Source organism: Citrobacter rodentium NBRC 105723 = DSM 16636, assembly GCF_021278985.1.
Lineage (GTDB): Bacteria > Pseudomonadota > Gammaproteobacteria > Enterobacterales > Enterobacteriaceae > Citrobacter_A > Citrobacter_A rodentium.
On record NZ_CP082833.1, the window covers coordinates 4,501,180 to 4,515,616 of the forward strand.

11 protein-coding genes are annotated in these 14,437 nt (G+C 57.2%); 1 reads left to right on the top strand and 10 read right to left on the bottom strand.

Annotated elements, in window-relative coordinates; all coding sequences use genetic code 11:
- Positions 1–172: 172 nt before the first annotated feature.
- The 4 genes from mukB to cmoM are packed head-to-tail and all read right to left on the bottom strand — an operon-like array spanning position 173 to position 7,433.
- On the bottom strand, positions 173–4,621 hold the full coding sequence (gene mukB / locus K7R23_RS21460) for a chromosome partition protein MukB (RefSeq protein ID WP_012905315.1): 4,449 nt from the start codon (positions 4,619–4,621) through the stop codon (positions 173–175).
- On the bottom strand, positions 4,621–5,325 hold the full coding sequence (mukE, locus tag K7R23_RS21465; RefSeq protein WP_024132578.1) for a chromosome partition protein MukE: 705 nt from the start codon (positions 5,323–5,325) through the stop codon (positions 4,621–4,623). The genes mukB and mukE overlap by 1 nt, the downstream gene beginning before the upstream one ends.
- Positions 5,306–6,628: a chromosome partition protein MukF gene (gene mukF, locus K7R23_RS21470; RefSeq protein WP_012905313.1), complete on the bottom strand. Its 1,323-nt coding sequence runs from the start codon at positions 6,626–6,628 to the stop codon at positions 5,306–5,308. Before mukF ends, mukE begins: the two co-directional genes overlap by 20 nt.
- Entirely contained in the window at positions 6,621–7,433 is an 813-nt protein-coding gene (cmoM, locus tag K7R23_RS21475; protein ID WP_012905312.1) for a tRNA uridine 5-oxyacetic acid(34) methyltransferase CmoM, read from the bottom strand. The genes mukF and cmoM overlap by 8 nt, the downstream gene beginning before the upstream one ends.
- A gap of 134 nt (positions 7,434–7,567) precedes the next feature.
- Here cmoM and elyC point away from each other — a divergent pair, with 134 nt between their 5' ends.
- Positions 7,568–8,335 (top strand): envelope biogenesis factor ElyC, encoded by a 768-nt coding sequence (elyC, locus tag K7R23_RS21480; RefSeq protein ID WP_012905311.1) that lies wholly within the window; start codon positions 7,568–7,570, stop codon positions 8,333–8,335.
- Between the two features lie 64 nt (positions 8,336–8,399).
- Here the strand turns inward: elyC and K7R23_RS21485 are convergent, their stop codons facing one another.
- The 6 genes from K7R23_RS21485 to msbA form a co-directional block, all read right to left on the bottom strand.
- On the bottom strand, positions 8,400–9,293 hold the full coding sequence (locus tag K7R23_RS21485; protein ID WP_012905310.1) for a YcbJ family phosphotransferase: 894 nt from the start codon (positions 9,291–9,293) through the stop codon (positions 8,400–8,402).
- Between the two features lie 151 nt (positions 9,294–9,444).
- Entirely contained in the window at positions 9,445–10,191 is a 747-nt protein-coding gene (kdsB, locus tag K7R23_RS21490; protein ID WP_012905309.1) for a 3-deoxy-manno-octulosonate cytidylyltransferase, read from the bottom strand.
- Complete coding sequence (gene ycaR / locus K7R23_RS21495) at positions 10,188–10,370, bottom strand: protein YcaR (RefSeq protein ID WP_012905308.1); 183 nt, start codon at positions 10,368–10,370, stop codon at positions 10,188–10,190. Before ycaR ends, kdsB begins: the two co-directional genes overlap by 4 nt.
- A gap of 51 nt (positions 10,371–10,421) precedes the next feature.
- The gene (locus K7R23_RS21500; protein WP_012905307.1) at positions 10,422–11,654 is read right to left on the bottom strand and encodes a winged helix-turn-helix domain-containing protein; all 1,233 of its coding nucleotides are present in this window, start codon (positions 11,652–11,654) and stop codon (positions 10,422–10,424) included.
- 41 nt (positions 11,655–11,695) lie between these two features.
- Complete coding sequence (gene lpxK, locus K7R23_RS21505; protein ID WP_012905306.1) at positions 11,696–12,673, bottom strand: tetraacyldisaccharide 4'-kinase; 978 nt, start codon at positions 12,671–12,673, stop codon at positions 11,696–11,698.
- Positions 12,670–14,418, bottom strand: a complete 1,749-nt coding sequence (gene msbA, locus K7R23_RS21510) for a lipid A ABC transporter ATP-binding protein/permease MsbA (RefSeq protein WP_012905305.1) — start codon at positions 14,416–14,418, stop codon at positions 12,670–12,672. The genes lpxK and msbA overlap by 4 nt, the downstream gene beginning before the upstream one ends.
- Between the last annotated feature and the right edge of the window lie 19 nt (positions 14,419–14,437).

A 14,437-nucleotide genomic window follows, 5' to 3' on the forward strand; every position in this document is an offset into this window, starting at 1 on the left:
CCTTTAATTTCATTTTAAATAGCAAAACACATTCATCTTGATAATAAACTTACACGAAAAATGATAATTCTATTGTTTTTAGAATTTATGAAAATTGTTTTAAGCCTGTCTTTATTTAAAATAAAAAACGCAACCTTTATGGGTTGCGTTTTTTTATCATTTAATAAAATGATTAAGATACTTCAGCCGTTCCCGGCAACGACTCCGGCGGCTGCGGCGCAAAGCCGCGCAGCCCCACCACGTGCACATGTTCCGTATTCTGGAACACTTTACGCACCAGCTTATAGGTGGTGCCCTTTTCCGGACTGATATTTTCCGGCGCAGCGATGATAAGCTGCATCTGCAAACGCTCGCACAGTTCAAACAGCGTGGCGATGGAGCGCGCATCGAGACGAGCAGCTTCGTCGAGGAACAGCAGACGGCATGGGGAGATATCTTTCCCACGCAGACGGCGCGCCTCATCCTCCCAACTCTGCACCACCATTACCAGAATCGACATCCCGGTACCGATCGCCTCACCCGTTGACAGCGCGCCGGACTCGGCGCGCAGCCAGCCATCGGAACCACGGTTAACTTCGACTTCCATTTCGAGATAGTTACGGTAGTCCAGCAGCTCCTCGCCGATGGTCTGCGGGGTGCGTTGACCCATATCGATCTGCGGATTCAGGCGCTGGTACAGCTTCGCCAGCGCTTCCGAGAAGGTCAGACGGTTGCTGTTGAACAGATCCTGGTGCTGCTCATGCTGTTCAGACAGCACGTCCAGCAGCGTGGCGTGGGTTTCACGCACGTTGACGTTCAGCCGCACGCTGTTGACCTGGCCGAAGGAAACGCTCTGTAGCCCCTGGTTAAGCTGGCGGATACGATTCTGTTCGCGCTGAATGGTTTTGCGAATGATATTCGCCACGCTGCGCGAGCTGATCGCCAGTTTCTGTTCACGGGAGGTCAGCTCTTCGGTCAGACGGCCCAGTTCAATCTCCATCTGCTCAATCGCTTCCACCGGATCGTCGGTGCGAATAATATCCTGACGGATACGCTCGCGCAGATGCTGATAAACCGCGACAAAGAACTGAATCTTACGTTCCGGCCGTTTTGGATCTTCCGACAGGCGCAGAACGTCGCGCAGGTGTTCGTTGTCCGCCACCGCCAGACGCAGCGCGCCGAGCGCCTTATCCGACATAGAACGCAGTTCATCGCCGGAAAGATAGGCCAGCTCGCGACGATGCAGACGACGCTCAACGCCGCTGTCTTTCACCAGGCGCATCACCGCGCACCAGCCAGCTTTCGCGGTTACCACCTGCTCGCGCATTTCAAAATAATCACGCTCCAGACGGCGCAGTTTACGGGTCAGGTTGTCCATCTCCGCTTCACAGAAGGTAAGCGCTTTCTCAAGCTGATTGCGACGCGAACGGTTGTTGCTGAGCTGCGCATGCAGTTCGTCACGGCGCATACGCGCACGCTCTTCCGCCCCGCTGTCGGCGCGCACGCCGATATCCTGCAATTCACGCTGAAGATCGGTGAGCAGCTCTTTTTTGGTGTCGTAAGAACTTTTCAGCGACGCCAGCACCTGGTTGTACTGGCTCAGCTGTGCGGCGTGACCACGCAGCGCTTCGCGGGCGCGGGTTCGTTCAGCTTCCGCCTGCTCCAGACGTTGACGCAGTTTTTCGTTCAGATCGCTGTTGCCGCTGAGCATTTCAGCAGAGTCGGAGTAGCTAAAGTGGGCGCGACGCTGCACCACTTCGCTGAGCGCAAACGCCTGCTGACGCGCATCGCGCTGCGTCTGCTGCGAATACGCATAGTCCTCTTTCAACTGTTCAAACTGTTCCGGATCGCTCTGCAACACCGACACGACGGGCTCCAGCCTGGCCAGCTGGTTACCGTGCTGCTGAACAAAACGCGCGGCCTCCTGCGCTTCATCCAGTCGCTCGCGGATCTCATCCACGCGATCCGCCAGGCTGTCGTCCGCCAGCAGATTCAGGCGCGGCAGCAGGCGGTTCAGGGCGGAAACGCCCTCTTTGGCCTGCTCATATTGCAGCCGTTGCTGCTGGTTATCGTTCTCATGCGCGCTTAATGCGCGCTCCAGCTCAACGCGACGGGCGTTCAGCTGGCGAATTTCCGCTTCCGGGTCGGCATCAAACGCCACCGAGAGATGGCTACCAATAAAGCGGCTGAACGCCTGATGCAGACGCTGGGTTTTCTGTACGTCGAAGGAGAGCGTGGCGAAACGCTCGGACAGCCCTTCACGCTCGGCATGCAGGCTTTCGATGCGGTTTTCACGCGCCGCGCGACCAAAGATCGGCAGCGACGGGAAACGCGAATAGCGCCACTGGCGATCGGCGATTTTCACCACCACCGCTTTTTCCAGTTCATCAACGCTGAATACGCTGTCGTCAAAAGACTGCGGATCCCCTTCGATCAGGTATAAATCTTCCGGGCAATCCGTTAAGCCTTCCAGCTGGTCGGCAATCTGCGACAGATCCGGCACCACGATGGCATGGCGCGACGGCCCATACAGCGCGGAGAAGTACGGCGCATCCTCAAGGCTGACGTCATCATAAATTTCCGACAGCAGTACGCCGCCGAAACGCTCCGCCAGCGCGTTAAGTCGCTGATCTTCCGCCCCGCCCGGCTGGCTTAAGCGTTCAATTTCTTCATCAACGGCGTTTTTACGCGCGCCCACTTCGTCGCGTTCGACGATCGCTTCACGCTCGCGCTCCAGCAACTGCTGCAAATACTCCGTCACCTCCTGGCTGGAGGTGAACTCTTCGCCGCACTGTTCGCTGAGCTGGCTCAGGCTGTTCTGCGCCGCCAGCCACACCGGCGCGCGCTTCATTAAATGCTGAATGCGCGACTGGAGCTGCTCCTGTTCCTGACGCAACGCCATTCGCTGTTCATGGGCACTGGATACGCTGTCGGAGAGCGAGGCGATGCGCGCCTCCAGCTCCTGGTGCAGGGCTTCCAGTTCATCAATATCAAACTGTTTACCCTGCCGCTTGCAGAACTCCGCCAGCAGACGCTCGGCTTCCTGCTGTTCGCGCAGGCGCTGTTCCAGCTCGCTCAGGCGCATCCGCAGCGGCTGAACCTGTTCAGCCAGGTGGCGCTGATCGACGCCTTCGCGCAGCAGTTCACGCGCCACGTCCCAGGCTTCGTTACGCGCCAGCGGGCCGTTAATCGCCACCACCAGCTGATACGCCTGCTCGAACTGGCTGTGCGCGGTTTGCGCGACGCTCATTTTCTGTTCGAGAGAGAGCATTTTCTCGGTGGCTTCCTGCTCTTTGGCCTGGAAGGTTTCCAGCCACTCAGCGGCGCTGTCGGCGGTTAAGTCCGGCAGATGGCACAGCTCTTTCGCACGTTGTAGCGCGGCAATCGCCTGGTTGTACTGAATGGCGCGGGTCTGCTGTACGTCCAGCGCCTGCTGGTAGTCGGCAAGCTGACTTTTCAGCTCATCCACTTCCAGTTCGGCGGCTTCGGCGCGCGCTTCATTCTCTTCCTGACGCTCAATGGCTTCGGCGACAACCTCATTTTGTTCTTCGAGGCGGATTTGCAGTTCGTCGAGATCCGCGTCGTAACGTTCAATTTTTTCCTGCTGACGCAGCGCAGTTTGCACCAGATTCAGGTGATCGCTCGCCGCCTGGTAGTCGGCTTCAAGATCGCCTTCGGCGCCGTTGTGTTCGGCAAGCTCGCGCGCCATATCGACGTGCTTATACTGCTCCGCGGCAAGCTGTTTGCGCGAAGTATACAGCTCGCGCCGCAGCTCCAGCGCTTTGTCCAGATGAATGCGTCGCTCGTTAGCGTGACGCATGTAGTCCGCCGCCACGTAGTTGGTGGCTTCGCTGATGAGGTGTTTGAACAGATCGCGATCGGACTGAGTGACGCGGATGGCCTCCAGCGTCATCCGGTTTTCGCGCAGCGCCGCTTCCATATCCTGGAACGCCTTGCGCACGCCGCTGTTTTCCGGCAGCAGGTAGTCGCGCAGAGAGCGGGTGATGGCGCTGGAGATCCCGCCGTACAGCGAGGCTTCAATCAGGCGATAGAATTTGCTGCGATCGGAGGCTGAGCGCAGACGACGGGCAATAATGCCGAGGTCGAACATCAGCGAATGGTAATCAGTAATGGAGTTGAACTGCTTAAACTGTACGCCTTCCATTTCATCGAGCTTGTCTTTCAGCTCGTTGAGGGTCAGCACGCGCGCCTGACGTTCGTTCAGCGTTTCCGTCACCAGCTGCGTCGGCTGTATCGACATCGGCAGCCCCTGAATGGCAAACGGCTTAATGTCGACTTTGCGGTCGCGACCGGCGACCTGTTGCAGACGCACGCCCACCACCACCCGCTGATGGCGCGAGTTGATCGTGTCGAGCATTGAATAGCAGACGCCCGCCTTCAGCTTGCCGTGCAGGCCTTTATCGCGCGAACCGCTGGTCGCCCCGGCTTCGGTGGTGTTACGAAAGTGCAGCAGGGTCAAATCGGGGATCAGCGCCGTAACAAACGCCGCCATAGTGGTCGATTTACCCGCCCCGTTACCGCCGGAAAGCGTGGTGACCAGTTCATCAAGGTCAAAGGTACGGGCAAAGAAACCGTTCCAGTTAATCAGCGTAAGTGAGCGAAATTTACCGCGTTCAATCATTATTCTTCTTCTCCACTGTCCGGCTGATTCTCTTCGGTTTCATCGTTGAGCTGCAGGTGGTTTTCCACCGCCATCGCCTCGCCATCGCGGATCAGGCGGCGCTGCGCTTCGCGCGGATCGTCGCCGGTACGCACATCCGCGCCAAAGCGGAACACCGACTCCGTAATGCGGAATTTGCTGCTGTCATGCCCCATAAACCACACCATCCCTAAGCGGCGCAGGCGGTTCAGGGACGAGCGCATTTTTTCCTGCAGCTTCTGACGGTCAACGTCGGAACCGGTTGAACGGTTGTTCACCAGCTTCAACAGTTTGGCTTCATCAGCCAGCGTCAGTAGTTCGTCGTACAGCTCCTGCTGGGTAAAAATGCCTTCATTCGCCAGCCGCTCAGGGCTGAGATAGAGGTAGCAAAGGATTTTACCGACCATCATATCCAGTTCAGAGAGAACGGAACGCGGAATGAGCGTTGTCGAACGCGGACGCAGGTAGAAAAACCCTTCCGGCGCGCGGATCAATTCCACGTTATAGCGGCTGTAAAACTCTTCCAGATAGTCCTGAAAATCCATTAAAAAAGCATGATTATCCAGCTCATCCAGACCGATATGACGGCCTGAACGTAAGGCGCTGTCCAGCGCCGGAAATAACGGATTCGCCAGCGCCTGCGCCAGCTTAACCGGCATCACTTGTTCAATATTTGTCAATGACATGCGCCTGTACCTTGGCTCCGTAATCATTAATCGGCTGCCATTTGGCTGGCAGTCCGGTGAAGTCTGCTTGCGCTACGCCAAGACGTACCGCCTGATCGATAACAATGCGCGCCACGTCGAAGTGACGCGCGCGCGGATATTGCGCCAGATACTCGCGCACCACGAGGCCGAGATCCAGCGGCGTCTCTTTGGTTTTGTAGACCGCCAGCTGTTCTTCGATGATCGCCGCCAGCTGTTCGCGGATCTCGTTAAACTCTTCGTACTCTAAATCCGGCGGAAGTTCCCCGGTCACCTCTTCATCGCGCAGCGCCATCTCCTCGTCGCGCATATCCAGCAGACGGTCAGCATTGGCGTAAGTCAGCGCCCACGGCTCGTCAAAGTAGGTCTGGACAGACTGACGCAGACGCTGGGCAAAGACGCGGTTTTTATCCATATCGATAGCGGTACGGATAAATTTATGCACGTGACGGTCGTAGCCGATCCACAGATCGATAGATTGCTGCCCCCAACTGATAATGCGGTCCAGCTTACTCTGCAAGTCGAATACCAGGCGGTCGACAAAATGCAGGTCGTTAAGGGCCAGCGTCGCGTCCTGAATGCGCAGCAGGTTAGCCTGCAGCTTATCGCCCGCCGCCTCCAGCGTGTCCTGTAATTCGCGCAGGGTGCCCGAGGTTTCCGAAAGCAGCAGTTCGCAGCTGGAGATTGCCGCCCGCCAGTCTTTATTCAGCAGTTGCGCGATGTCGTCTTTCACCTGCTGCTGCTGCTCATCCATAATGCGCTGGGTGAGATCGATGCTGTCGAAAATTTCCGCCACCGAATATTTCAACGGCGCGTAGACGTTACGGTGCCAGTGGAACTCGTCGCCGCCTTCATCGGCGGCATCCGCCGCGCGCTTCAGTTCGCCGGCCACAATCGACAGCTGCATCGACAGGCGCAGGGTGGAAAATTCTCGCTGGCGGATGTAGTAATCGGTAATGCCGATGCCGAGCGGCGTCAGACGATAAATGGCGTTTCCTTCCGCCTGCTCGCTGGTAAAGCGGTTCAGCAGACGTTGACGGACCATATCGTTGATCGCATTGTTCGCGCGCACGCCAATGGTTTCGCTGGTTTGCTCAAACGCATCACTTACATGGCGAAACGCATCCACCAGTTCGCCTTCGCTCATCTCGCCGTCGAGACGTTCGCCGTTCAGCGTGGCGACGGCCAGCAGGAACGAAAGTCTGTCTACCGGCAGCGAGATAGAAAAATCATTTTTTCTGGCCCAGGCAACCAGTTCGGGGACTGTCTGGGAAAATTCACTCATAGGTTATCCTTGCATCTGCGGGTAAAGCCTCATGGGACAAGCTTTTCAGCGCAGTGACATGTATATAGCGACCAAGGCTGATCCAGGGTTCCTGACGGCAATAACGCGTTTCGAGTTCAAGCAGCATGTCATAACAGTCCCGCTGCTGGTGCTTTTCGCGCAGATAGTCATGAAACACGCGCACGCCGGTTTTGCCGCTAATTTGCCAGCCAATCTGTTCCAGCCACTGATATACCTGCTCCGGTTCTCGGGGGTAGTCCGGCGAAAGCGTACGCTTCTTGCGCTTTGGCATCCCCGCCTGCACGTAATCGAAATTGCCTGCCACCATATTGTGCATCAACAGACCGTTGGCATTGTAAAACATTAACGACAGCGCGCCACCGGGACGCAATACCGACCACAGCGTCTCTAATACGCTGACCGGTTCAGCCACCCACTCCAGCACCGCGTGAAACAATATCAGATCAACCGGGCTTTCCAAATGCGAAGCAACGTCCTGAGCGGCGCATTGTATAAAATGCATGTCATCGCTCACACCTTTTGCCTCCGCCGCCTGCTGCGCACGGGCAATCATTTCCCCAGAAAGATCGCATAACGTAACGTGATGTCCGCGTTCGGCCATTTTGATGGCGGTCTGCCCTTCTCCGCCACCGGCGTCCAGCACCCGCAGTTTTTGCGCGCCGAACGTCGCCAGCAGGCGGTCGAGATCCTGCCACAGGATCGCCTGTCGAAGCTGCCCTTTGGTGGTGCCGTAAATGTTACGGGAAAACTTCTCTGCAATGTCATCAAAATTGCGATCCCGCATAGGACTCTCCACAAACGGCTTCAGGGTGCTTTATCAAAACGGCTATTTTGTCACACCCGCGCGGAGAATGAACCTGTCTGGTGTAATATCCTGATTATTCTTCTGCTGTATGGTTAAAAAAGGAACCAAAAAGGATGCTTTTTACGCTAAAGAAAGTGGTGGGCGGTCTGCTGCTGCCACTGCCTTTTCTGCTGCTGGTCATGGGCGTTGGGCTGGCGCTGCTGTGGTTTAGCCGTTTTCAGAAAACCGGCAAGGGGTTGATCGCTCTCAGCTGGCTGGCGCTGCTGCTGTTAAGCCTGCAACCGGTGGCCGACGGCCTGCTGCGCCCGATCGAAACCCGCTATCCCACCTGGCAGGCGACGCAAAAAGTCGACTATATCGTGGTGCTGGGCGGCGGCTATACCTGGAATCCACAGTGGGCGCCCAGCTCAAACCTGCTCAATAACAGCCTGCCGCGTCTCAACGAGGGAATCCGTCTTTGGCGGGCCAATCCGGGCGCGAAGCTGATCTTTACCGGCGCAAGGGCGCTGACCAATCCGGTGAGCACCGCGGAGGCTGGCGCGCGGGTCGCCGAATCGCTGGGCGTGCCGCGTAGCGATATCATTGTGCTCGATCGGCCGAAAGATACCGAAGAGGAAGCCGCAGCGGTAAAACAGACTATCGGCGATACGCCGTTTTTACTGGTTACCTCGGCGTCTCATCTGCCGCGGGCGATGATTTTCTTTCAGCAGGCGGGGACGCATCCTTTACCCGCGCCCGCGAATCAAATGGCTATTGATTCGCCGTTAAATCCCTGGGAGCGGGCTATCCCCTCTCCTTACTGGCTGATGCATAGCGATCGCGTAGGCTACGAGACGCTGGGTCGCCTCTGGCAATGGCTGAAAGGAGTGGATAACGCTTAACTGTTTGCAGGCCGGATAAGCGCAACGCGACACAGCTGACGCGCCTTATCCGGCCTGTGGGATCTCAGGCAAGCCACGGCAGGAGTGATTTCGCTGCAAGATCGAAATGAGCGCGGTTAAAGCGGCCGGTGTTGACCAGTTGCGCCACTTCATCCCATAACACGTACAGCCAGCGCCGCCAGATAAACGACTCCGCCACCGGCGCGCGCTGAAGATAGTGCCAGAGCAGCCCTTCCGCCAGCGCGTTATCCATCAGGCAAAACAGTTCATACTCGCGCGGCGCCCAGAGCATGACGCCCGGCCCAACCATCGCCAGAAGCTGATCGCTTCGGGCATCCTTCAGCATACTGCGCAGGCTGAAATTACCGTGCACCAACACGCAGTTGTCATTAAAACCTTCAAACAGCGTCGGCAGACATTCGCGGGTGCGAAACAGAATTCTTTTGTCCTGCATCGTCAGACCGGTATTGTTGAACTGGTTAAGCGTGCTCCACAGCACCTCAACACGCTGGCGATACCAGGACGGCCAGATGTTCTCCTGGGTATTGTCCACCGCGCCGACACAACCGCGGCTATCCTGACGGTGCCAGGCGAGTAACGCTTCGACAATCTGATCTTTAAGCTGTTCCCAGCGCTGCGGAGTGCGGGCTGGCGCCTCAACCGGGACGCCGCGCAGCCGCTCCAGCAGCAGCACGTCGGGACCGGGATAGTCGTCATGGGTCATCACGCCGTAAATCACCGGCATACGGACGGTGCCGCTTCGCGCCAGCATGGTCGTTTTCCAGGCCAGCTGTTGAGCGATGCCAGGAGTAGTGAAACTTCTGGCCATCAGCGGCATAGGATTGCCCTGACTGTCATAGAGCGACCACAGCGTCGTATCGGCTTTTTCGTTGACGCACTCTATACGGCTAAGCTTTTCGCCCAACAGATGGCTTAATTCGGCGCGCAGCTGTTCCATTCAGTTTACCCTCATAAAAGCTACTGCTTTTATAATGAGCGCCACACCGGCAGATGTCACCCGGATGAGATCAATTGTTGACAAGAAAAACGGGGAAAACGGTAACGATACGGGGCGCCGCTGCTGTCTGAACGACGCCCCGGAAGGGAAATTAACGCATCTCAGCGCGAACGCGCTCAAGATCTTCGGCAGTATCCACCCCGGTGCCAGGGACTTCTTTTGCCACCGCCACGTGGATTTTTTCGCCGTACCAGAGTACGCGAAGCTGCTCCAGCATTTCGATATTTTCCAGCGGGCTGGGCTGCCAGTTCACATAACGGCGAATAAAACCGGCGCGATAGCCGTAAATTCCCAGGTGCCGCAGGAAGGTGTCACCGACGGTTTCCAGACTTTTGGCGAAACGATCGCGATCCCACGGGATGGTCGCGCGTGAGAAGTAAAGCGCATAGCCTTCGGCGTCCAGCACCACCTTCACCGCATTGGGATTAAACGCCTCCTCCGCGCCGTGAATCGGCACAGCCAGCGTGGCCATTCCCACCTGACGCTGGGCCAGATTTTCTGCCACCTGGCGAATAATAACCGCCGGGATCATCGGCTCATCGCCCTGCACGTTGACAATGACGGTATCGTCGCTGAAACCGCATTTTTCCACTACTTCAGCCAGACGCTCTGTGCCCGACTGGTGATCGGCGCGGGTCATGCAGACTTCGCCGCCCGCCGCCTCAACGGCGCGGGCCACCTCTTCGTGGTCGGTGGCGACGATGATGCGTTCGGCGCCGGACTCACGGGCGCGCTCCAGCACATGCACGATCATCGGCTTACCATTGATATCCAGCAGCGGTTTGCCGGGCAGGCGCGTGGACGCATAGCGCGCCGGAATGATGACGACAAAACTCATGATTTACGCTCGTCGGCAGTCAGGACACGGGCTTCGGTTTCCAGTAATACGGGAATACCATCACGCAGGGGAAAGGCCAGGTTATCCGGCTTACAAATCAGTTCTTGTTTTTCCTGGTTATACCAGAGTTTGCCGTTGCAGACCGGGCAGGCAATGATTTCAAGCAGACGATGATCCATAGTTCCTCCAGATGGACCGGATAGTGAATCGGTAAATCTTATCATAATCATTCATTGGGCTGCGTCTATTTCCCATCCCTGCCGACAGTCGGCAAACAACTGCGCCGGGCAGCGCCCGATTGTCACACGACTGGCCTGCTGCCAGCGGGCAAAATCGCTTATCGCCTGACGTAAGCCGTTTTGCAGAGCGGCCCCGACCTTAACGTCCTCCTCCAGATAAAGCGAAATAATTTCCAGCACGCCCGTTTTACGATGCATTTTGGCATCCATCCGCCCTACCAACTGCCCCCGATGCAGCAGCGGCAGGACAAAATAACCAAACTGACGCTTCGGTGCCGGGGTGTAGCACTCCAGCCGATAGCTGAAATGAAAGAGCTGTTCCGCCCGTTTGCGATCCCAGACTACCGGATCAAATGGCGACAGCACCGCGCTGTGGGTTGCGCTCAGCGTACCTGCCTGCGCCTGTTCAAGCAGCGGCAGCAGATCGGCATGCAGCCACAGGGCGCCGAGCGTTTCGACCTCAACGGGAACAATCTTCCCCTGCGCCGCCCGCGACTCTCGCCAGAGCGGTAATGCCAGGCGCTTCAGGCGGTAGTAATCAGCCAGCCACGGCTCGCGAAAAATCCCCAGGCTGCGGGCGCTGTTATCCAGCATCAACAGTTCAGCCTGCGCGCGCGGCAGCAGATCGCGTTCATCATCCCAGTGCGGCATTACGCGCTGAGTGACATCGTAGACGCGCTGGAAATTACGCCGTTCAACCACCATCAGCTTTCCGGCGGTGAACAGTCCTTCCAGATGGCGCTTCTGCGGCTTCCATTCCCACCACCCGCCGGCGCCTTTACGTGGATGCGCAAAATCAGCCGAACGCACCGGACCGTTTTGCTGAATATGCTGCAACAGTTGCTCAATTTCATCAGCATGTTCCGCCATCCACGCCGCACTGAACTTCCAGCCCATATTTTCCAGCGACAGCATGCGATGGCGAATAAGCGGGAAGTCGCTGCGCGGCAGAAAGCAGGCCTCATGGGCCCAGTACTCCATCAGTTCGCCGCGCGACAGAGCCGCGTCCAGCCAGTGAGGGGGATAGGCGCCCAGACGACTGAACAGCACCAGATAAGGGCTGCGCGCCACAATATTAATGGTGTCGATTTGCAACAGCGACATGCGGGAGATCGTCGGCAGGATGTCAGATTCCAGCGCGCGGCGGCGCGGCTTTTTCAGCAATCCCTGCGCGGCAAGATGCAGATGACGGGCAGCTTTGAGTGAGAGGTACGGCAACGACATTGATGTCTCCATCCAGCATTCGCCGCCGTTGCGTCAGAACGTTAACGTGCCAGCGAGGTCAATTTTTTAAGTAATGCCTCCGGTTCATCCCCTGAAAGATGCGCATCGACAGGGAGATACCACCAGTTATCTTCGGCGAAAGCACGGCACTTCACGGCATCCTTTTCCGTCATTAACAGCGTTTGTCCGGCGTTCAGCAGCGCGCGGACATCATGCGCGCTCAGCGCCTGGTGATCCGCCAGCGGCACGCATTTCTGCGGATGTACGCCGCAGGCTTCCAGAGTAGCGAAAAAACGCGGCGGATGACCAATACCGGCCATCGCGACGACATTCTGCAACTGCGCCACGTTGCAGCGCTCACCGGTAAGCAGATTAACGGCCTGCCCTGGCGCCAGGCGCATCGGGATCTCTCCTGCCTGCGGTACGCCGCCGTTGGTGATAACCGCATCCACCGACTTCAGGCGACCTGCGCGTTCACGCATCGGGCCTGCCGGCAGCCACCAGCCGTTACCAAAACGGCGCACGCCGTCAACCACCACGATCTCCACATCGCGCGCCAGGCGATAGTGTTGCAGTCCATCGTCGGTCACCACGATCTGCACGTTATGCTGCGCCAGCAGCGCGCTGACCGCCTCTGCGCGATTGGGCGCAACGGCGACCGACGCCCCGGTTCGCTGATAAATCAGCACCGGTTCATCCCCCGCTTCTGCCGTGGTGGTTTGTTCACTCAGCAGTAACGGATAACTGGCGGCTTTTCCACCGTAGCCGCGAGAGACAACGCCAACGCGCAGGCCGCGCAGTGTCAACTGTTCCACCAGCCAGATAACGACCGGCGTTTTGCCGTTGCCGCCCGCCGTCAGATTACCGACCACCACAACCGGCACCGGCGCGCGCCAGGCGCGTTTAATCCCCAGCCGGTAGCACAGACGAATACCACCGCTTACCAGGCCATACAGCCAGGAGAGCGGGAGTAACAGCCGCCACAGCGGCGACTCACCGGACCAGATGCGGGCGATCATTGACCAAACTGCATTTTATGCAGCTGAGCATAGACGCCGCGGTGCTCCAGCAGTTCGCTATGCGTCCCGCGTTCGACAATCACGCCGTCTTCCACCACCACAATTTCATCAGCCTGTTCAATCGTGGACAGGCGATGCGCAATAACCAGCGAGGTGCGGTTTTTCTGCAGCTCGTCCAGCGCCGCCTGAATAGCGCGCTCAGATTCGGTATCCAGCGCCGAAGTGGCCTCGTCAAGGATCAGGATCGGGCTGTCGCGCAGCAACGCTCGCGCAATGGCGATACGCTGGCGCTGGCCGCCGGAGAGCAGTACGCCGTTTTCACCGATAACCGTATCAAGGCCGTTATCCATCTTATTGATAAAATCCATCGCATAGGCCATGCGCGCGGCTTCTTCAATCTGCTCGCGGGTATAATGCTCGTTGCGCGCATAGGCGATGTTATTCGCCACCGTATCGTTGAACAGATGTACGTTCTGCGACACCAGCGCAACCTGATTACGCAGGGACGACAGCGTATATTCACGCAGATCGTGACCATCCATCAGGATTTCACCTTCGTCAATGTCATAGAAGCGCGTAATCAGACTGGCGATGGTTGATTTACCGGACCCCGAACGCCCTACCAGCGCCACCGTTTTACCTGCCGGGATCTTCAGATTGATATTGCGCAGCGCAGGTATCTCGCGTCCCGGATAGGTGAAGGTAACATTGCGGAACTCCAGTTCGCCGGTCGCGCGTTCGATAACGCGTGTTCCCTCATCTTTTTCCTGCTCGCTGTCCAGAATGGCAAATAACGTCTGGCAGGCCGCCATACCGCGCTGGAACTGGGCGTTAACGTTCGTCAGCGATTTCAGCGGGCGCATCAGGGCAATCATGGAGGAGAAGACTACGGTGATCGTACCGGCCGTCAGGCTTTCCATGACGCTCGGGAAGCTCGCGGCATACAGGACAAACGCCAGCGCCAGGGAGGCGATCAGCTGAATAATCGGGTCAGAAATGGACGACGCGGAGACCATTTTCATCCCCTGCAGACGCATTTTGTTGCTGACTTTGTCGAAGCGTTTGGTTTCGACCTCCTGGCCGCCAAAGATCAGTACCTCTTTGTGGCCTTTCAGCATCTGTTCGGCGCTGGTGGTCACCTGCCCCATCGTGTTCTGCATATTTTTGCTGATCGCGCGAAAACGTTTTGAGACAACGCGAATCGCAATCGACACGATGGGCGCCAGCACGACCAGAATGATCGACAACTGCCAGCTGTAATAGAACATCATTGCGAACAGACCGATAATCGACGCCCCTTCACGCACTACGGTAATCAGCGCGCTGGAAGAGGATGAAGCGACCTGTTCCGAATCGTAGGTGATCCTTGACAGCAATGTGCCTGTGGACTGCTTATCAAAGAAGGCGACCGGCATCCCCATCATATGACCAAACAAACGGCGACGCATGGTCATCACCACTTTGCCGGAGACCCAGGAAATGCAGTAACTGGAAATATAGCTGGTGATACCACGCAAGATCATCAGCCCAATAACCACCAGCGGCATCCAGAGCAGCACTGAGCGATCGGTTTTACCAAAACCATCGTCCAGTAATGGTTTGAGAAGCGATAACATGAAGGTATCGCTGGCTGCGTTAAGGATTAACGCCACACCCGCCACGATCAGACCCGATTTAAAAGGCGCAATGGTAGGCCACAGTCGGCGAAACGTCTGCCACGTAGAGAGATCTTTATCGTTATGCATTCAAAAAACCAGCATTTGT